Below are 18,475 nucleotides of genomic sequence, written 5' to 3'. Positions count from 1 at the left end.
TGACCGGCCGACCGACGAAGCTAGATAACGGACAGCGCCGACGAGCGCTCGCGCGAGGAGTGTCCAATTGCCCCGGGTGACCGACGACCATCTCGCGGCTCGGCGCCGTCAGATTCTCGACGGCGCCCGGCGCTGCTTCGGTCAATACGGATATGAGAGTGCGACCGTGCGGCGGCTCGAGGAAACGATCGGGCTGTCGCGCGGCGCAATCTTTCACCACTTCAAGGACAAGGACACCTTGTTCTTCGAACTGGCCCGCGAGGACGCCGAGCGGATGGCCGAGGTGGCCTCCCGCGAGGGCCTGATCCAGGTGATGCGGGACCTGCTGGCCGAACCCGAGCAGTACGACTGGCTGGCCACCCGGCTGGAGATCGCCCGAAAACTACGCAACGACCCGGCCTTTCATCAGGGCTGGGCCGAGCGTTCGGCGGAATTGTCGGCCGCCACCACCGAACGGTTGCGGCGCCAGAAGCAGGCCGGACGCCTGCGTGACGACGTTCCGAGTGCGGTCCTGCACATCTATCTGGACCTGGTGCTCGACGGCCTGGTGGCCCGGCTGGCCTCTGGCGAGGACCCGAAGAACCTCACCGCGGTACTCGATCTGGTCGAGGACAGCGTGCGCCACCAGAACGCCGCCGAAGCTGAATCCGGCTAGCGCACAGCAACTGTGTTGATCAGGCCCGGGATCGAGTCCGGTGGTTCGGGCCGCCACGGCTGCGCATCGTCGTCCCCGACTCGCGCAGCAGGCTGTGGATCGAACCATACGAACGCCCGGTCGCTGCGACCAGCGAGCGGATACTGGCACCCCGCTCATATGCGGTGCGCAGCTCGGCCAGCAGTTCGTCGTGGCTCTTGTTCGTTTCCCTCATCGACATCTCCCCGCTCGTGATGTCCCGACGGTTACCCAGAGTAGAAACCGCCAACACGTCGATGGGGCCGATTTGACCAACGTCTTATATTTACGTTTTCGAAGACGCGGCGGTTCTTGGGGTTTCGGCGTCAGGCAAGCTCGATGAGATCGCGGTACTCGTCGGACCAGAAGTCCTCGGTCCCGTCGGGAAGCAGCAATACCCGCTGCGGGTTCAGGGCTTCCGCCGCGCCTGGATCGTGCGTCACCAGGATCACCGAACCGGTGTAGCTGCGCAGCGCATCGAGGACCTGTTCACGGCTGGCCGGATCGAGGTTGTTGGTCGGCTCGTCGAGCAGCAACACATTGGCGGTCGAGGCGACCAGCCCGGCCAAGGCCAATCGGGTCTTCTCACCGCCGGACAGCGTGCCGGCCGGCTGGTCGAGCTGCGGCCCGGTGAACATGAACGCGCCCAACAGTCCCCGCAGGTCCTGCTCCCCGGTGTCCGGTGCGGCGTGCCGGATGTTCTCCCACACGGTCGCCGCGTCGTCCAGGGTGTCGTGCTCCTGGGCGAAATAGCCCACCTTGCAGCCGTATCCGGGTTCCAACTGACCAGCGTCCGGGATTTCCACCCCCGCCAGGATGCGCAACAGCGTCGTCTTGCCGGCGCCGTTGAGCCCGAGCACCACGACCCGTGAACCTCGGTCGATCGCCAGATCCAGGCCGGTGAAAACCTCCAGCGACCCGTAATTCTTGGTGAGGCCGGACGCGGTGAGCGGCACCCGGCCACACGGCGCCGGGGTCGGGAATTTGATCCGGGCCACCTTGTCGGCCACCCGCTCGGCGTCCAACTCGGCGATCATTCGCTCGGCACGACGCAACATGTTCTGTGCGGCAACGGCTTTCGTGGCCTTGGCGCCCATCTTGGCGGCCTGCGCCCGCAACGCCGAAGCCTTCTTCTCGGCGTTGGCACGTTCCCGGCGGCGCCGTTGTTCGTCGGTGGCGCGGGCGTCGAGATACTTCTGCCAGCCCATGTTGTAGACGTCGGCCTCACCGCGCACGGCATCGAGGAACCAGACCCGGTTGACCACGTCGGCGAGCAGATCGACATCGTGGCTGATCACGATCAGGCCACCGGTGTGGTTACGCAGGAAATCCCGCAGCCAACCGATCGAATCGGCATCGAGGTGGTTGGTCGGCTCGTCGAGCAACAGCGTCGTCGACGCGGCGGCGCCGGCATCTGACGCCGCGAAGAGGATCCGCGCCAGCTCCACCCGGCGGCGCTGACCACCCGACAGCGTGCGCAGCGGCTGGGTCAGTACCCGCTCGGGCAGGCCGAGGCTCGCGCAGATCCGGCCCGCCTCGCTTTCGGCGGCATAACCCCCGAGGGTGGCGAATCGCTCCTCGAGCTGGCCATACCGGCGGATCGCCTTGTCGCGGGCGGTGTCATCGGCGACCTCGGCCATCAGCGCCTGCTGCTTTTCCAACTCGACCAGCAGGGTGTCCAGCCCGCGGGCCGAGAGCACCCGGTCGCGGGCCAGCACCTCGAGATCGCCCTCTTTGGGGTCCTGCGGCAGGTAGCCGACCTCACCGGCGCGGGTGATGGTGCCGGCGTAGGGCTCGCCTTCGCCGGCCAGGATGCGCATCGTCGTGGTCTTGCCCGCGCCATTACGGCCGACCAGTCCGATGCGATCGCCTGGCTGCACCCGCAGCGCGGCGCCCTCGGTGGACAGCAGCGTGCGCGCGCCGGCGCGGACCTCCAGGTCCGTTGCGGTGATCACGCTGCGGTCCTCCTAGATATCTGTCGTCTTATTTGTCGTCGGTAAAGGCGGCGGGGCGCTTCTCGGCGCGCGCAGCAACCGCTTCCTCAAAGTTTGCGGTGAGCAGACGCACGAAGAGTTGTCCCAGGCCTTCGGCCTGCATGTGCCCTTCCAGACTAGCGGCGTCCAGTCCACTCCAAAGTGTGCGCTTGGTCAACTCGACTCCCGGCCGGGAGAAGGCGGCCATCCGCTCCGCCATGCCGTAACAGGTGTCCAGCAGGGTGTCCTCGGCCACCACGCTGGACACCAGCCCGATGTTCGCCGCCTCCTGGGCATCCACGTCGCGGCCGGTCAGCATGATCTCGAAGGCCCGCGAGGAGCCAATGGCCCGCGGCAGCAGGTAGGACAAGCCCAGCTCACTGGCGGTCAGCCCGTTGTTGATCCCGGCCGCCCGGAAGTAGGCCCCCTGCGCCGCGACGCGGATGTCACATGCCAGGGCCAGACACAGCCCACCCCCGATCGCCGCACCGTTGACCGCGGCGATCACCGGCTGGTGCAGCCGACGCAGCGCGAGAATCACATCGTCGAGGATCTCCATCGACCGCAGCGCATACGTCGGCCTGGTCAATCCGGCCACGTGGGGCACCGATCCAGCCGACTTGTGGTCGGCGCCGGAGGAGAACCCCCGTCCGGCCCCGGTCAGCACCACGACGCGCACGCTGTTGTCGTAGCGCAGCTCTTCCAGGACATCCTTCAGCGGCACCATGACGTCGAACGCCATCGAGTTCATCCGCTCGGGGCGGTTGAGAGTCACCAGGGCCACATCCGGCCGGGGACGATCGACCAGGACGTATTCGGTCTGCGCAGTCACGGACAGCACGCTATCGCGTGCCGGCGATCAGACCTGTTCGGCGTCGCCCTGAGCGGCCTGCTCTTTGATGGCCGCGTCGATGTCGAAGTCCTTGATCTTCTGCACCAGGTCCTCCAGCGCCGCCGGCGGCAGTGCGCCGGCCTGGTTGAAGACCAACTTGCCCTTCTTGAACGCCATCAGGGTGGGGATGGACCGGATGTCGGCTGCCGCGGCGAGCCCCTGCTCGGCCTCGGTGTCCACCTTGGCGAAGACCACGTCGGGGTGCTTTTCCGAGGCGGCCTTGAAGGTCGGCGCGAACGCACGACACGGCCCGCACCACGACGCCCAGAAATCCACCAGCACGATGTCGTTGCCGTTGACGATGTCATTGAACTGGTCTGCGGTGATGTCCTGCGTAGTCACAATTGTCCTAACGTCGGGGCGTAGCGGCCTGTTCCCACCATATGGCCAAGCCGCGCAGGCAGCAGGCTTTCGACTCCGGGTACCCGCCGAAAGCCTGCGCTATCCCACCGTTGTCAGGCCGGTAGGTCCCGTTGATACGGCCGTCCGGATTCGAAGCGCCAGATGGCGTGGTCGAGGTCGATCGCGTCCCAGCCCGCCCTCTCGGCCGTTGCCCGGACCAATTCGGCCGCCCGGTCGGCAGTGACCGCCCCGAGTTGGCGGCAGACGTACCCGAGCACCATGCGATCGGCTTTGACGCCGGGAATCCGGGCCAGCATCTGGGTGTACTCCCAGGTGATGCCCGAGCGCTGCCCCGGAATGGCGCACCAGGCCGCCTTGGCCGCCTCCCTGCGGACGTCGTCAGCGGCCGCGGCACGCAGCTCCTCGGTGGTCTGAATCCCCAGAGCCACAAGCGCTTCGGCAGCCTTCCTGACCGCCTCGGCCTTCAGCGGCGCACCCGCAGCGGGCGAGGTGGGCCGCCGATTGCCGATCTGCGCCGCCCACGCGTCCGCCCCGCCCAGCTCATCGATATTGCGGAGAAGTTCTGCAGCGCCGTCGTTTTCGGCATCCGCACCCTGGGCGGCCCGACAGCCACGGTAGCGAGTGATGATCTTCTCCACCGTGGCGTACCGCGCCCCCGTCGAGAAAATCGAATCGATCACACACAGCGCCAACGAATCCGGGTAGCCCCGGGGCGCGAACCAGCGCCGCGGATCACCGAGATCGCGCAGGCATGCGTCGTACAACGTGTCGACGTCTGAACTCATCGCAGTTCCTTCCGGCTGTCCGGGAACGCCATCCGTTCCCGATGAGCTGGAAACACACGGTGGCCGGTCCCAACTGCAACCGATCGCCGACGACCGTCACCTCAGTTCCCATGTGCCTCCACTCTCGTCCAATTGACGACAGTTTTAGCAGCGGGGACCGACAGTTTGGACCAGGCTTACCTCGCAGGATCGCCGGCCCAGCGGAAGGTGTTGACGTACCGGCCCAGGTCCTTCGCCAACTCCAGCCCGACCCCGGACGGTTTGGTGGATCCGGGCCCGGGCCGGGATTCCCGATAGGGCCCGACGGCGTCGGCGATGAGTGCCAGGTCATCTTTCACCGCGACCATCACTATCACCCGCATGTGCACCACACTGCTCATGGCGCCCAGCGGCCAGTAATCGGCCACCAGGCCGTAGCCCGATTGATAGCCGACCATGGCGTTGGGAATCTCGTATGCGGTCCTCGCATTGGGGAATGACTGCGCAAGAACAGAATTCGCGATGGCCACCGGGCTGCTTCCGATTGCCTGCCGGGCAAAGAGCCGCATGGTGCCACCATCACCGTGAAGGGATTCCGCCGTCACCCCGTCCGGCCGGGTGGTGACTCGATACGCTGCGCCGGCAGCCGGGTACGACACCGAGAACCGGCCGTCGGCAGCGGTGAACAGCGGGCCGGCGGTCACCGGCTCGCCCACCGGTGGGCTGCCGCACTCCGGCGGGCAGGCGTAACGCACCGGTGGCCGGCTGAGCACCCCGCCCACCGCGGTCAAGGCCACTGCCGTCACCGCGATCACGCCGCCCCAGGCCGCCGGCAGTGTCACCATCGAGTGTGTGCGGCCCGGTCGCTGTTCCCGTCGCAGGGTCCGCGACGAGCGTGAGGACGCCCGGGCAGCAGCTCCGCAGGCCGGGCAGAAGGCCAGATCGGGCGTGACGGTGCCGCAGTGCGGGCAGCACACGGATCGCCCGGTGGCGACCGGGTCGTGCGCTTCGTGCAGTAACGCCAGGTGCAGGCCGATCCGCAGCGCATACAAGGCCGCGACCGTCACAGCGACGTGGACGGCCAGCTGTACCGGCTCGGGGACCCGCGCGACGTCGACCAGCCCAAGTACCGCGTAGACCATGATCACCGTCGCCGCGGCCGCCGCCATCGCGACGCGCACCGAGCCCGGGTGCCTGCGGGCAACGCCGTCCGGCTGCGTGAACCACAGCGCGGCGCCCACCAGGCCGCCGACCGCCGCAGCCGACAGCGGAAGGGTCATGCCATGGATCGCGGCCTGGGCCAGGAGCCCCGGCATCGGTCGATTGCGCACCACCAGCTCGGTGGTGAACTGCGGCACGAGCCTGGGCGCCGTGGCGGCGGCCGTGAAGCTCAACGTGCCGAGTGTTCCGATCATGAAGCCGTGCAGGGATTCCCGAGGTGTCCGGTCCAGCAGGCGGGCTACGACCACGGGCACCACAGCGAGTATCAACGCGCCGATCGGCACCCCGAGACCGTGCCGAAATATCTGGTAGACCGTGACACTGTCGCCGAGCGGGACACTGTATGCCCGGGCCAGGCTCGGGCCGGTCAGCAAGGCCCAGGCGATACCCAGCACGACGGCGAGTCCGGTGGTGACCAACAGAATTCGGTCCGGTACGTCCCGACCCGCACCTGAGTCGTACAGGTAGAGGACGAACAACAGCGGCAGCCCCAGCGTGCCCGCCGCGATCAGCAGTGCCGGTGCACGCAGCAGGGCGCCGATCATCAGAGCCAACGGCAGAAGCGCCAACCCGACCCGGAACGGTGTCCGGGCCGGGGTCGGCAGCTGCGGAAACAACGAACTCGCCGGCGCCGGTCGCAGCAGTCTCTCCCCTGCCGCGGCCGCGTAAGACCGCAGCCGAAGCCAGGCGGGTCCGTCACCGCGGCGCGGGCACAGCGGTGCCCCGCACACCCCGCAGAAGATCCCGGCCGGAACGTCGCTTCGGCACACCCGGCAGTGTGCGGTGTCGGTATCGTTCTCGGCGGGTTCGGCGGTCATTGGGTCAACTTCTGGATGAGCAGAATGTCTTGGACGAGGTTTTCGACGTCCGGTGTGCCCAGGCCGGTCACCAGGTCGTAACCGGGCCCGGCATCGTACGCGGCGTTGCCGCCGAGGATGACGTCACGGAATGCCGGCAGCGCGGCGTCCGCGGCGATGCGGTACAACAGCGGGTTGATGTCTGCGATCACCCGGCCACCGTGGGCAAGCAGATATTGGTTCATCACCGCCGTCAGCCCAGCCCAGACCGGCGCTGACTGTGAGGTGCCGCCGGCAACCAGATTCCGTTGGTGCAGAACTATTCTGGCGCTGGTGAAGGGATCGGCGACGGCAGCGACATCGGGGACCATGCGGCGGCCGGGATCGGCACCGGGCGCCACCGCGCGCTGCCATTCGGGCCGATCGAACAACACCGACGTCCCTCCGCCGCTGCCCTGTGACAGCGGGATGTGGAACCAGGCTTGTTCGGCCAACCAGCTGCCATCGGCGGTGGTCGACAGGGTGGTGCCGCCCACAGAGGTGGTCTCGGGCAACGACGAGACCGCATCCAACCCGGTGTCGTCGATGCTGGGAGGCGATGACCAGTCTTGTCCCCCTTTGCATTCCAGCCCGGCAAGATCGCCGCTGGCACTGAACGACGTCGTGCCGTTGGCGTGCGCAGCGGCCAGCGCGGACCGTACCGGGGCCAGGTCAGCAGCCGTGTACAGCTTGTCGCACCCCCAGCCGATCGAAAAGCTCCAGATGGCACCGGGAAACCGGCGATCGGTCGCCGCGAGCAGCTGCCCGATCTTCTCGAAGGCACCATCACCCTCCAGCGTCGGGCGGGCGTTGACGACCACCTTCTGCGCATCCGGTGCGATGGCGTGGACCAACTGCAGATCCATCGTGGTCTCGGCTTGCGGCTCACTCGGCTGGCCACCCACCAGGACGGGGGTGAACCGTGGCAGCCCGTACCGGGTGGAGAACGTGTCGAGGTCGGCTTGGTCGTACCCACTGAAGGCGAAGATCACCACGGTGGTTCCCTTGCCGGTGTAGCCCGCGGTGCTCAACCGGTTGGCGTTGTAGGCAGTTCGCAGCGCGTCGGGCGTCAATCCTCGATCGGGCACCTCCAGCGGGGCCACGATCGTCGGGCGCGATTCACGGTGCGGCGTGTAGCCGAGGATTCGGCCGATTCCGGCGACCTGGCCGTGCAGGGCGGACGGGACGGGCGGTTGGTGTGGCGACGCATAGAAGACCTGACCGCGCCTGCCCCGGTATTCGTTGATGGTGACGTCGAAAGCGTCGGCCACGCGGCGGGACGCACCCTCGACGATCGCCCACGGATGATCGGGCAACCAGCGCACCGACAGGTGGTGGCGATCCGTCCAGCTGATCAGCTCGGTCGGCCGGGAGTGGTCGCGCAAAGTGACGGTGAGCTGCACAGCACCGCTGTGGGCGGCACCGAGATCAGCCGAGGCGGCGAGCAGCGACGCGTACGGGCCGTCGATGACGGCCCTGGAATCGGAGATCGACGGCGATGGTGTGTCAGACACCGGTACCAGCACCACGGCCGCGGCGATCAGGGCCTGCACCCGGTACCTGGCGCGCACGCTGCGACCTCCGCGGCGATGCGTGCTAGAACCCCGGGTCTCGGGGCGCTCGGTCCGTCGGTTCGAACGAATTGGGGCCGGTGGTGTCCATTGTCGGACCGAAATCGGGGAAGTTCTCGGTCGGCTTCACCGGCGGCGTGGTGGTCGTGGTGGTTGTTGTGGTGGTGGTGGATTCTTCGGGGGGCTGCGTGGTCTCCCCGCAGGCGGCGGTCAACGAGACCATTCCGACGAAGGCAGCCGCGCCGGCCGTCAAGGCGACCCGACGAGCCAAACGTTTCGGAGCCATATCACAATCCTCGCGGTATGAGGCCGACCAGGTTTGGCGCTTCACTCTAGACGGTGAAACCGAGCGCTCGCAGCTGTTCGCGGCCGTCGTCGGTGATCTTGTCCGGGCCCCACGGCGGGTTCCAGACCCAGTTGATCTTGATCTCGTTGACCAGGCCGGCGCCCACCAGCGCGGTGCGCGACTGGTCCTCGATGACGTCGGTCAACGGACAGGCCGCCGAGGTGAGCGTCATGTCGATCAGGGCCACCGGGCCCTCGTCGCCCTCTTCGACGTTGAGTCCATAGACCAGGCCCAGGTCCACGACGTTGATGCCCAACTCGGGGTCCACCACGTCGCGCATGGCCTCCTCGACATCGGCGAGCAGCTCGTCAGAAGCGGTATCACTCATCGGTTGTCCTCCACGTCGTCGCTGGCCTGTGCCAACGCTTCGTCAAATGGCCTGGCTTCTGCCAGTGCGGCCTTGAAAGCCATCCAACCCAGCAGCGCGCACTTCACCCGGGCGGGATACCTGGCGACACCGGCGAACGCGATGCCGTCACCCAGTACATCTTCGTCCCCCTCGACGTTGCCGCGGGAGGAAATCATCTCGGTGAAGGCCGCGACCGTCTTGAGCGCGTCACCGACGCTCTGCCCGATCACCTGATCGGTGAGCACCGAGGTGGCGGCCTGGCTGATCGAACAACCCTGGCCGTCGTAGGAGATGTCGGTCACCGTCTCGCCGTCGTCGGAGAGCGCGACGCGCAGGGTCACCTCGTCGCCGCAGGTGGGGTTGACGTGGTGCACCTCGGCGCCGAACGGCTCCCGCAACCCGCGGTGATGCGGATGCTTGTAGTGGTCCAGGATCACTTCCTGGTACATCTGCTCCATTTTCACGCGAAGAACTCCACGGCGCGTTTGACCCCGGCCACCAGCCGGTCCACCTCGTCGAGGGTGTTGTACACCGCGAACGAGGCCCGCGCGGTCGCGGCGATCCCGAAGCGGCGGTGCAGCGGCCAGGCGCAGTGATGACCGACCCGCACCGCGACGCCCTCGTCATCGAGCACCTGCCCGACATCGTGGGCGTGGATTCCGTCGACCACGAAGCTGACCGGCGATCCCCGATCCGCCATCGACAGCGGTCCGACGATGCGCACCCCGGGCACCGCGCCCAGGCCTTCCAGCGCGGCGGCCACCAGCTCGGCCTCGTGCGCCTCGACGGCGTCCATCCCGATCTCGCGCAGATACCGTGCGGCGGCTGCCAATCCGACCACCTGCGAGGTCATCGGGGTGCCGGCTTCGAAACGTTGCGGCGCCGGGGCGTAGGTGGTCCGCTCCATCGTGACGGTCTCGATCATGGAGCCGCCCGTGATGAACGGCGGCATGGCGTTCAGCAGCGCAAGCCGCCCGTAGAGCACACCGATCCCGGTGGGGCCCACCATCTTGTGCCCGGAGAACGCCGCGAAATCGACGTCGAGGGCGTGGAAGTCGACCGGCTGGTGCGGCACTGATTGGCAGGCGTCGAGCACGGTGAGCGCGCCGACGGCCTTGGCCCGCTTGACGAGTTCGCCGACCGGGGCGACTGCCCCGGTGACATTCGAATGATGGCTGAACGCCACCACTTTCACCCGCTCGTCGAGCTGCAGCGAGTCCAGGTCGATGCGTCCATCTTCGGTGACCCCGTACCACTTCAGGGTGGCTCCGGTGCGCTGGGCCAGCTCCTGCCACGGGATCAGGTTCGCGTGGTGTTCGAGCTCGGTCGTGACGATGACGTCGCCAGGGCCGACGGCATGCTCGAAACGCTTGTCGCCGAGCACATAGGCCACCAGGTTCAACGACTCGGTGGCGTTCTTGGTGAACACCAACTCATCCGGCTCGGCGCCGACGAAGGCCGCGATGTCGGCGCGGCCCAGCTCGTAGGCGTCGGTGGCCTCTTCCATCAGCTGGTGCGCACCACGGTGCACCGCCCCGTTGGAGGTGGTGAGGAATTCGCGTTCGGCATCGAGGACCTGCAGCGGCTTCTGCGACGTCGCCCCGGAATCCAAGTACGCCAGCTGTTTCCCGCCGCGCATCACCCGGCTCAGGATCGGGAAGTCAGCTCTGATCCTGGCCAGCCCGGCTTGATCCAATGTCGTCGCCGAGGTGGTCATGTCAGGCTCCGACGGCTTGGGTGAAGCGCACGTATCCGTTCTCTTCGAGCTCGTCGGCGAGCTCGGGGCCGCCGGATTCCACGATGCGGCCACCGACGAACACGTGCACGAACTGCGGACGGATGTAACGCAGGATGCGGGTGTAGTGGGTGATCAGCAGGATGCCACCGTGCTCGGCTTCGGCGTAGCGGTTGACGCCCTCGCTGACGATGCGCAGCGCGTCGACGTCCAGACCGGAATCGGTTTCGTCGAGGATCGCGATCTTGGGCTTGAGCAGGCTCAGCTGCAGGATCTCGTGGCGCTTCTTCTCACCACCGGAGAAGCCCTCGTTGACGCTGCGCTCGCCGAACGCCGGATCGATCTCCAACTCGGCCATCGCGCCCTTGACCTCTTTGACCCAGTGCCGCAGTTTGGGCGCCTCGCCGCGCACCGCGGTGGCCGCCGTGCGCAGGAAGTTCGACATCGACACCCCCGGCACCTCGACGGGGTACTGCATGGCCAAAAAGAGGCCCGCTCGCGCTCGCTCGTCGATGCTCATCTCGAGCACGTCCTGCCCGTCGAGCGTGATCGACCCGGAGGTGACGGTGTACTTGGGGTGCCCGGCGATCGCGTAGGACAGCGTCGACTTGCCGGAGCCGTTGGGGCCCATCACCGCGTGGGTCTCCCCCGACTTCACGGTGAGGTCAACGCCTTTGAGGATCGGGATCTCGTTGTTCTCGGCGCCTTCGGCGGCATTGACCGAGACGTGCAGGTCCTTGATTTCCAGAGTGGTCATGAGTGTGATGCTTTCGATTCGGTGATGGCAAGTTCTTTTTCGATCGCCGCGGTCAGACGCTCACGCACCTCCGGGACAGCGATCTTGGCGATGATCTCGTTGAAGAATCCGCGCACGACGAGGCGCCGGGCCTGATCTTCGGGGATGCCGCGGGCACGCAGGTAGAACAGCTGCTCGTCGTCGAATCGCCCGGTGGCACTGGCGTGCCCGGCGCCGACGATCTCGCCGGTCTCGATCTCGAGGTTGGGCACCGAATCGGCGCGGGCACCGTCGGTGAGCACCAGGTTGCGGTTCACCTCGAAGGTGTCGGTGCCGGTGGCCTCGGCCCGGATCAGGACGTCGCCGATCCACACCGTGTGGGCGTCGGGCTTGTTCGAATCCGGATCCCCTTGCAGCGCACCCTTGTACAGCACGTCGGACTTACAGTGCGGATGCGAATGGTCGACCAGCAGCCGCGATTCGAAGAACTGGCCGTCGTCGGCGAAGTAGGTGCCCAGCATCTTGGCGTCACCGCCGGGGCCGGTGAACCGCACGGTGGCCGAAGTACGCACCACGTCGCCACCGAGGGTCACGTTGACGTGTCCGAGCACCGCGTCCTTGCCGAGCTTGGCGTGATGCGCACTGACATGGACCATGTCGTCGGCCCAGTCGGCGATCCAGATGACACCGAGACCGGCCGAATCACCGACGATGATCTCGACATTGTCGGCGTAGGTTCCGCTGCCGCGCAGATCGACCACGACGATGGCCCGGGACAGTTCCTCCACCCGGATCTGAAGATGCCCGTAACCGACCTTGCCCGCACCGGGCCCGTCGACGACGATCTCGATCGGCTCGGCCACCTCGGTGTCCCGCGCGACCGTCACCACCGTCGCCGTCTCGAACGACGAGAAAGCCTGGGCAGCAACACGATCCGCAGGCGTACCGGCCTCGCCGAGGCGCTTGTCGTCACGGCCGACGGTCTCCACGGACACCCCGGACCGCTCGGTCACGGTGATGCCGGCGCTACCGTTCGCGACGGCCGAGCCGTCGTGCAGGCCGCGCAGCCGCTTGAGCGGGGTGAACCGCCAGAGCTCGTCGCGACCGCCCGGCACCTCGAAGGCATTGACGTCGAAGGAGGCGAACAACTCGCCCTTGTTGACGGCGACGCCTTCTTTCACGGCCGCCGCCAGGTTGTTCTGAGTCACTTATCCGACCGCGCCTTCCATCTGCAGCTCGATGAGGCGGTTCAGCTCGAGCGCGTACTCCATCGGCAGCTCCTTGGCGATGGGCTCGACGAAGCCGCGCACCACCATCGCCATCGCCTCGTCCTCGGTCAGGCCGCGGCTCATCAGGTAGAACAGCTGATCCTCGCTGACCTTGGACACCGTGGCCTCATGGCCCATCGTGACGTCGTCCTCGCGGATGTCGACGTACGGGTAGGTGTCGCTGCGGCTGATCGTATCCACCAGCAGCGCATCGCATTTCACGCTCGAGCGACTCCCGTGGGCACCCTTGTTGACCTGGACGAGGCCGCGGTAGGACGAGCGGCCGCCGCCGCGGGCCACCGACTTGGACACGATGTTGGACGACGTGTGCGGGGCCAGGTGCAGCATCTTGGCGCCGGTGTCCTGGTGCTGGCCCTCACCGGCGAACGCCACCGAGAGCACCTCACCCTTGGCATGCTCACCGGTCATCCAGACCGCCGGGTATTTCATGGTGACCTTGGAGCCGATGTTGCCGTCGATCCACTCCATGGTGGCGCCGGCCTCGGCGCGGGCCCGCTTGGTGACCAGGTTGTAGACGTTGTTCGACCAGTTCTGGATCGTCGTGTAGCGCACCCGCGCACCGGGCTTGACGACGATTTCGACGACCGCGGAGTGCAGCGAATCGGACTTGTAGATCGGCGCGGTACATCCCTCGACGTAGTGCACGTAGGAGCCCTCGTCGGCGATGATCAAAGTGCGCTCGAACTGGCCCATGTTCTCGGTGTTGATCCGGAAGTAGGCCTGCAGCGGGATGTCGACGTGCACGCCCGGCGGAACGTAGATGAACGATCCACCCGACCACACCGCCGTGTTCAGCGCCGAGAACTTGTTGTCCCCGGCCGGGATCACCGTGCCGAAGTACTGCTTGAAGATCTCCGGGTGCTCACGCAGGCCAGAGTCGGTGTCGAGGAAGATGACACCTTGCGCCTCAAGGTCTTCGCGAATCTGGTGGTACACCACCTCGGACTCGTACTGGGCCGCGACGCCGGCCACCAGCCGCTGCTTCTCGGCTTCCGGGATGCCAAGGCGGTCATAGGTGTTGCGGATGTCCTCGGGCAGCTCCTCCCAGGACGCCGCCTGCTTCTCGGTGGAGCGCACGAAGTACTTGATGTTGTCGAAGTCGATGCCCTCGAGGTTGGAACCCCAGTTCGGCATGGGCTTCTTGTCGAAGGTGCGCAGCGCGCGCAGACGCGACTCCAGCATCCATTCCGGCTCGTTCTTCTTGGCCGAGATGTCACGCACGACGGCTTCGGACAGGCCGCGCTGCGCGCTTGCGCCGGCGGCGTCAGAGTCCGACCAGCCGTAGCCGTAGTTACCCAGCGACGCGATGGTCTCTTCCTGGGTCAATGGCGTTTCCGGCGTGATGGTCATAGCGCCGCTCCTTCGTTGATCGCTGATTGATTGCTCATTGCGGTCGTCCGGGTGCGGGCTGTGCCCCGAACTGTCGTGCTCTGTGCTGTGGTGCTCTGGGTGTTCTCGCTGCTGTCGGTGTCGAGCGGAACGTGGGTGGTGCAGGCACAGTCACCGTTGACGATGGTGGCCAGCCGTTGCACGTGCGTACCCAGGATTTCGGCGAACGCCTCACTCTCGGTCTCGCACAACTCCGGGAACTCCTCGGCGACGTGTGACACCGGACAGTGGTGCTGACAGATCTGCACCCCATGGATCGGCCCGTCCACCGGTGCCGTGGTGGTGGCATAGCCGGCCCTGGTCAGCGCGTCGGCGACGCGCTCGGCAGTCTCGGCCACGCCGCCGGAGCCCTCGGTGACCCCGGCCAAGATCGTGTCCATCCGGCGCCGCGCGAACGTCCGCACGGCTTCTTTTCCGCCGATCTCGCGCAATTGCCGGATCGCGGCGACCGCGAGGTCGTCATAGGTGTGGCCGAGCTTGGCGCGCCCTGCTGCGGTCAACCGATACCGCTTGGCCGGGCGGCCCCGACCGTTGTGCTGCCATGCCGCGGCCGCACTGGCCTGCGCATCGCCGGCCTCGATCAGGGCATCGAGGTGACGCCGCACGCCGGCGGCCGAGATGCCGAGCCGCTCGCCGATCTGGCCGGCGGTGACCGGCCCCTCGAGTAACAGGTGGATGATCGCGCGACGCGTGTGCCCGTCAGACCCCGGCACGACGCCGTGGAGCGGCTTCGGCACACTGGCCGAAGCTGGGCTCGATCCCGAGCCCGTAGTCTCCCGACGTATTTTCACAACACCATTGTGACGGAATTCCGGCCAGGGTTCTAGCAAGGGCACCCTTACGTGACCTGCACCACCGTTGTCTGGCGTAGGCGGTCTCCGCCGACAGTTACGCTGCCCTGGTGGCAAGCCGCCTGTCGTCTTTCAGCTCCGCGATCGCCCGGTGGCACGGTGACGAACGGACCGTCGGGTCCCCACTCAACGCCGCTGAGGTCGTCGCGCAGCGCCGCACCCGGCTGTTCGGGGCCACTGGAACCGTACTGATGGCGATCGGCGCCCTCGGCGCCGGCGCCCGCCCCGTCGTACAGGACCCGACCTTCGGGGTGCGCCTGCTCAACCTGCCCTCGCGCATCCAGACCGTATCGCTGACCATGACCACCACCGGTGCGGTGATGATGACGCTGGCCTGGCTGATGCTGGGGCGCTTCGCCCTGGGCCCCCGCCGGATGTCACGCAGTCAGCTCGACCGGACGCTGCTGCTGTGGGCCATCCCGCTGCTGGTGGCACCGCCGATGTACAGCAAGGACGTCTACTCCTACCTGGCACAGAGTGAGATCGGCTACATCGGCCTCAACCCGTATCTGGTCGGCCCGGCCACCGGCCTCGGCCTCGACCACGTGTTCACCCTGTCGGTGCCCAGCCTGTGGCGCGAAACCCCGGCCCCCTACGGGCCGTTGTTCCTCTGGATCGGCGAGAGTATCTCAGCGCTGACCGGCGAGAACATCGTCGCCGCCGTGATGTGCCACCGGGCCGTAGTGCTGCTCGGCGTCGGCCTGATCGTCTGGGCCACCCCGCGGCTGGCACGCCGCTGCGGCGTCGCCGAGGTCAGCGCGCTGTGGCTCGGGGCCTGCAACCCACTGCTGTTCATGCACCTGGTGGCCGGAATCCACAACGAAGCGCTGATGCTCGGGCTGATGCTGGCCGGCACGGAATTCGCCCTGCGCGGTGTCGACGCCGCAGCTCCATTGCTGCCCCGACCGCTGGCCTGGCCGCATTCCCGAGTGGACTGGCAACGCTGGTATCCGGCCGGGATGCTCGTCCTCGGCACCGTGCTCATCACACTGTCCTCCCAGGTCAAACTCCCCTCGCTGCTGGCACTCGGCTTCGTCGGCATGGCGTTGGCCTGGCGCCTGGGGGGCACCGTCAAAGCGTTCTTCGTCGCCAATGCCCCACTCGCGGCGATCTCCCTGGCGGTGATGGGGGTGATCGGCTGGGCCAGCGGGCTGGGCTTCGGCTGGTTGTCCACCCTGGGAACGGCGAACGTGGTGCGGAGTTGGATGTCGCCGCCCACCCTGCTGGCGCTGGGCACCGGCCAGGTCGGCATCCTGCTCGGGCTCGGTGACCACACCACCGCGGTGCTCGGCCTGACCCGTGCCATCGGCGTGTTCTTGATCGCCATCCTGGTCAGCTGGCTGCTGGTGGCCGTGATGCGCGGGCGCCTGCATCCCGTGGGCGGTCTGGGTGTCGCCCTGGGCGGCACCATCCTGCTGTTCCCGGTGGTGCAACCGTGGTATCTGCTGTGGGCGGTGATCCCGTTGGCGGCGTGGGCCACCCGGCCCGGGTTCCGCGGCTCGACGATCGCCATCACGCTGGTCGTCGGAATCTTCGGCCCTACCGCCAACGGCGACCGGTTTGCCCTGTTCCAGATCGTGATGGCCACCCTGGCCAGCACGGTGATCGTGCTGATCCTCATCGCGCTGACCTACCGCCGGCTGCCGTGGCGTGCATCACGCCAGCCGGACACAGACCCACCGCCGGCGCGGGAGCAGTCACCCGAGGCCTACGCTGAATCCCCGTGACCTCGCGTTCTGAACCTGCCGACTCCCCGCGCAAGAGCTCGTCGGCTCTCCCGGTGTTGCTCCGCGGCGTCAGCAAGCGCTACGGCGCGACGACGGCGGTTTCCAATCTCGATCTCGAGGTGCAGCGCGCCGAGGTACTGGCGTTGCTCGGCCCCAACGGAGCGGGCAAGACCACCACCGTCGAGATGTGCGAGGGATTCCTCCGCCCCGACCACGGGCGTGTGGAAATCCTGGGCCTGGATCCCGTCGCGGACAACGCACAGCTGCGCGCGCGGATCGGGGTGATGCTGCAGGGCGGCGGCGGATACCCGGCGGCCCGGGCCGGGGAGATGCTCAAGCTGGTGGCCTCCTACTCGGCCGATCCGCTGGACCCCGCGTGGCTGATGGACACCCTCGGCCTCACCGAATCGGCCCGCACCACTTACCGCCGGCTGTCCGGCGGTCAGCAGCAACGCCTGGCGCTGGCCTGTGCGGTGGTAGGCCGCCCAGAGTTGGTGTTTCTCGACGAACCCACCGCCGGCATGGATGCGCACGCCCGAATCGTGGTGTGGGAGTTGATCGATGCGCTGCGCCGCGACGGGGTCACGGTGGTCCTGACCACCCACCACCTGACCGAGGCCGAAGAGCTCGCCGACCGGATCGTCATCATCGATCACGGGGTGGCCGTGGCCACCGGCACCCCGGCCGAGCTGACCCACAGCGGCGCCGAGAACCAACTGCGGTTCAGCGCCCCGCGCAAGCTCGACCTGTCCCTGCTGGTCGACGCCCTGCCGGAGAACTACCGGGCCACCGAGACGGTGCCGGGCGAGTATCTGATCGAAGGGCACATCGACCCGCAGGTGCTGGCGACGGTGACCGCGTGGTGCGCCCGGCTCAACGTGCTGGCCACCGACATGCGGGTGGAACAGCGCAGCCTCGAAGATGTTTTCCTCGACCTGACTGGACGGGAGCTGCGGTCATGACGAGCGCCGCGAATCGATTCGCACCGGGCACTTTCGCGCCGGATCCCCGCCCGGCCAAGGTGGGCGCCATGCTGGCCGCGCAGTACGGGCTGGATCTGAAGCTGTTGCTGCGCAACGGCGAACAGTTGCTGCTGACCATGTTCATCCCGATCATGCTGTTGATCGGGCTCACCCTGTTGCCGCTGGGCTCGTTCGGCGACGACCGGGCCGGCATCTTCACGCCGGCCATCATGGCCTTGGCCATCATCTCCACCGCCTTCACCGGCCAGGCGATCGCGGTGGCCTTCGATCGCCGCTACGGAGCCCTGAAACGCCTTGGTGCCACCGCACTTCCGGTGTGGGGCATCATCGCCGGCAAGTCGCTGGCGGTGGTCACCGTGGTGTTTCTGCAGTCGGTCATCCTGGGTGCCATCGGGTTCGCCCTGGGGTGGCGCCCACCCGTGGCCGGTCTGGCCCTCGGCGGCCTGATCATCGCGCTCGGCACGGCCGCGTTCGCCGCACTGGGGTTGCTGCTCGGCGGCACCCTCAAAGCCGAGATCGTGCTGGCACTGGCCAACCTGCTGTGGTTCGTCTTCGCCGGGCTCGGTGCCCTCACCGTCGAGGGACAGGCGGTTCCGGCGGGGCTGGCCTGGGCCGCTCGCCTGACCCCGTCTGGCGCGTTGACGGAATCGCTGACCCAGGCGATGACGCTGTCGGTGGACTGGTTCGGCATCGCCGTACTGGCGATCTGGGGTGCGCTCGGCGCGGCGGCGGCCCTGCGGTGGTTCCGGTTCACCTGATCCGGACCAGCCCTACTAC

General features: G+C 67.4%; 19 protein-coding genes. 4 read left to right on the top strand and 15 right to left on the bottom strand.

Features of this window, described 5'->3' with window-relative positions:
* Nucleotides 1–67 precede the first annotated feature (67 nt).
* Nucleotides 68–655 (top strand): TetR/AcrR family transcriptional regulator, encoded by a 588-nt coding sequence (locus tag FR943_RS13895; RefSeq protein WP_217157976.1) that lies wholly within the window; start codon nucleotides 68–70, stop codon nucleotides 653–655.
* Between the two features lie 19 nt (nucleotides 656–674).
* Here the strand turns inward: FR943_RS13895 and FR943_RS13890 are convergent, their stop codons facing one another.
* The 15 genes from FR943_RS13890 to FR943_RS13820 form a co-directional block, all read right to left on the bottom strand.
* Complete coding sequence (locus FR943_RS13890; RefSeq protein ID WP_217157974.1) at nucleotides 675–869, bottom strand: helix-turn-helix domain-containing protein; 195 nt, start codon at nucleotides 867–869, stop codon at nucleotides 675–677.
* 130 nt (nucleotides 870–999) lie between these two features.
* Nucleotides 1,000–2,628: an ABC-F family ATP-binding cassette domain-containing protein gene (locus tag FR943_RS13885; protein WP_217157972.1), complete on the bottom strand. Its 1,629-nt coding sequence runs from the start codon at nucleotides 2,626–2,628 to the stop codon at nucleotides 1,000–1,002.
* Nucleotides 2,629–2,656: 28 nt separating this feature from the next.
* A complete protein-coding gene (locus tag FR943_RS13880) occupies nucleotides 2,657–3,487 on the bottom strand; it encodes an enoyl-CoA hydratase (RefSeq protein ID WP_217157970.1) in 831 nt (276 codons plus the stop codon).
* 18 nt (nucleotides 3,488–3,505) lie between these two features.
* Complete coding sequence (gene trxA, locus FR943_RS13875; protein WP_217157968.1) at nucleotides 3,506–3,880, bottom strand: thioredoxin; 375 nt, start codon at nucleotides 3,878–3,880, stop codon at nucleotides 3,506–3,508.
* A gap of 113 nt (nucleotides 3,881–3,993) precedes the next feature.
* Nucleotides 3,994–4,686, bottom strand: coding sequence for a DUF8548 family protein (locus FR943_RS13870; RefSeq protein ID WP_217157961.1), 693 nt, complete (start codon nucleotides 4,684–4,686; stop codon nucleotides 3,994–3,996).
* Nucleotides 4,687–4,862: 176 nt separating this feature from the next.
* Complete coding sequence (locus tag FR943_RS13865; protein ID WP_217157959.1) at nucleotides 4,863–6,704, bottom strand: zinc ribbon domain-containing protein; 1,842 nt, start codon at nucleotides 6,702–6,704, stop codon at nucleotides 4,863–4,865.
* Nucleotides 6,701–8,293 (bottom strand): S53 family peptidase, encoded by a 1,593-nt coding sequence (locus FR943_RS13860; protein WP_217157957.1) that lies wholly within the window; start codon nucleotides 8,291–8,293, stop codon nucleotides 6,701–6,703. The genes FR943_RS13865 and FR943_RS13860 overlap by 4 nt, the downstream gene beginning before the upstream one ends.
* Nucleotides 8,294–8,318: 25 nt before the next feature.
* Nucleotides 8,319–8,579 (bottom strand): hypothetical protein, encoded by a 261-nt coding sequence (locus tag FR943_RS13855; protein WP_217157956.1) that lies wholly within the window; start codon nucleotides 8,577–8,579, stop codon nucleotides 8,319–8,321.
* A 46-nt stretch (nucleotides 8,580–8,625) separates the two neighbouring features.
* Nucleotides 8,626–8,967, bottom strand: a complete 342-nt coding sequence (locus tag FR943_RS13850) for a metal-sulfur cluster assembly factor (RefSeq protein WP_075920343.1) — start codon at nucleotides 8,965–8,967, stop codon at nucleotides 8,626–8,628.
* The gene (gene sufU / locus FR943_RS13845) at nucleotides 8,964–9,452 is read right to left on the bottom strand and encodes a Fe-S cluster assembly sulfur transfer protein SufU (RefSeq protein WP_308170546.1); all 489 of its coding nucleotides are present in this window, start codon (nucleotides 9,450–9,452) and stop codon (nucleotides 8,964–8,966) included. Before sufU ends, FR943_RS13850 begins: the two co-directional genes overlap by 4 nt.
* Nucleotides 9,449–10,705: a cysteine desulfurase gene (locus FR943_RS13840; RefSeq protein WP_217157955.1), complete on the bottom strand. Its 1,257-nt coding sequence runs from the start codon at nucleotides 10,703–10,705 to the stop codon at nucleotides 9,449–9,451. Before FR943_RS13840 ends, sufU begins: the two co-directional genes overlap by 4 nt.
* A 1-nt stretch (nucleotide 10,706) precedes the next feature.
* Complete coding sequence (gene sufC, locus FR943_RS13835) at nucleotides 10,707–11,480, bottom strand: Fe-S cluster assembly ATPase SufC (protein WP_217157954.1); 774 nt, start codon at nucleotides 11,478–11,480, stop codon at nucleotides 10,707–10,709.
* On the bottom strand, nucleotides 11,477–12,667 hold the full coding sequence (gene sufD, locus FR943_RS13830) for a Fe-S cluster assembly protein SufD (protein WP_217157953.1): 1,191 nt from the start codon (nucleotides 12,665–12,667) through the stop codon (nucleotides 11,477–11,479). The genes sufC and sufD overlap by 4 nt, the downstream gene beginning before the upstream one ends.
* Nucleotides 12,668–14,098 carry a Fe-S cluster assembly protein SufB gene (gene sufB / locus FR943_RS13825; protein WP_217157952.1) on the bottom strand — a complete coding sequence of 477 codons (1,431 nt, stop codon included), beginning with the start codon at nucleotides 14,096–14,098 and terminating at the stop codon, nucleotides 12,668–12,670.
* Nucleotides 14,095–14,874, bottom strand: a complete 780-nt coding sequence (locus tag FR943_RS13820) for a helix-turn-helix transcriptional regulator (protein WP_372448129.1) — start codon at nucleotides 14,872–14,874, stop codon at nucleotides 14,095–14,097. The genes sufB and FR943_RS13820 overlap by 4 nt, the downstream gene beginning before the upstream one ends.
* Nucleotides 14,875–15,038: 164 nt before the next feature.
* On the opposite strand from FR943_RS13820, the gene mptB reads away from it, so the two are divergent.
* From mptB to FR943_RS13805, 3 genes are read left to right on the top strand one after another with little or no spacing between them, the layout of a single operon-like run.
* The gene (mptB, locus tag FR943_RS13815; protein WP_217157950.1) at nucleotides 15,039–16,715 is read left to right on the top strand and encodes a polyprenol phosphomannose-dependent alpha 1,6 mannosyltransferase MptB; all 1,677 of its coding nucleotides are present in this window, start codon (nucleotides 15,039–15,041) and stop codon (nucleotides 16,713–16,715) included.
* A complete protein-coding gene (locus FR943_RS13810; protein ID WP_308170545.1) occupies nucleotides 16,712–17,677 on the top strand; it encodes an ABC transporter ATP-binding protein in 966 nt (321 codons plus the stop codon). The genes mptB and FR943_RS13810 overlap by 4 nt, the downstream gene beginning before the upstream one ends.
* Nucleotides 17,674–18,456: an ABC transporter permease gene (locus tag FR943_RS13805; protein ID WP_217157948.1), complete on the top strand. Its 783-nt coding sequence runs from the start codon at nucleotides 17,674–17,676 to the stop codon at nucleotides 18,454–18,456. The genes FR943_RS13810 and FR943_RS13805 overlap by 4 nt, the downstream gene beginning before the upstream one ends.
* The last annotated feature ends 19 nt before the right edge of the window (nucleotides 18,457–18,475 follow it).

This window comes from [Mycobacterium] fortunisiensis (genome assembly GCF_019050325.1).
GTDB lineage: Bacteria > Actinomycetota > Actinomycetes > Mycobacteriales > Mycobacteriaceae > Mycobacterium > Mycobacterium fortunisiensis.
This window is presented reverse-complemented; position numbering and strand designations above follow the sequence as displayed.

Bases quoted from the DNA above. Each gene is read 5' to 3' on its own strand.
- FR943_RS13890 (WP_217157974.1), bottom strand. From the start codon at position 869: ATGAGGGAAACGAACAAGAGCCACGACGAACTGCTGGCCGAGCTGCGC.
- FR943_RS13870 (WP_217157961.1), bottom strand. From the start codon at position 4,686: ATGAGTTCAGACGTCGACACGTTGTACGACGCATGCCTGCGCGATCTC.
- FR943_RS13865 (WP_217157959.1), bottom strand. From the start codon at position 6,704: ATGACCGCCGAACCCGCCGAGAACGATACCGACACCGCACACTGCCGG.
- FR943_RS13855 (WP_217157956.1), bottom strand. From the start codon at position 8,579: ATGGCTCCGAAACGTTTGGCTCGTCGGGTCGCCTTGACGGCCGGCGCG.
- FR943_RS13850 (WP_075920343.1), bottom strand. From the start codon at position 8,967: ATGAGTGATACCGCTTCTGACGAGCTGCTCGCCGATGTCGAGGAGGCC.
- FR943_RS13840 (WP_217157955.1), bottom strand. From the start codon at position 10,705: ATGACCACCTCGGCGACGACATTGGATCAAGCCGGGCTGGCCAGGATC.
- sufC (WP_217157954.1), bottom strand. From the start codon at position 11,480: ATGACCACTCTGGAAATCAAGGACCTGCACGTCTCGGTCAATGCCGCC.
- sufB (WP_217157952.1), bottom strand. From the start codon at position 14,098: ATGACCATCACGCCGGAAACGCCATTGACCCAGGAAGAGACCATCGCG.
- FR943_RS13805 (WP_217157948.1), top strand. From the start codon at position 17,674: ATGACGAGCGCCGCGAATCGATTCGCACCGGGCACTTTCGCGCCGGAT.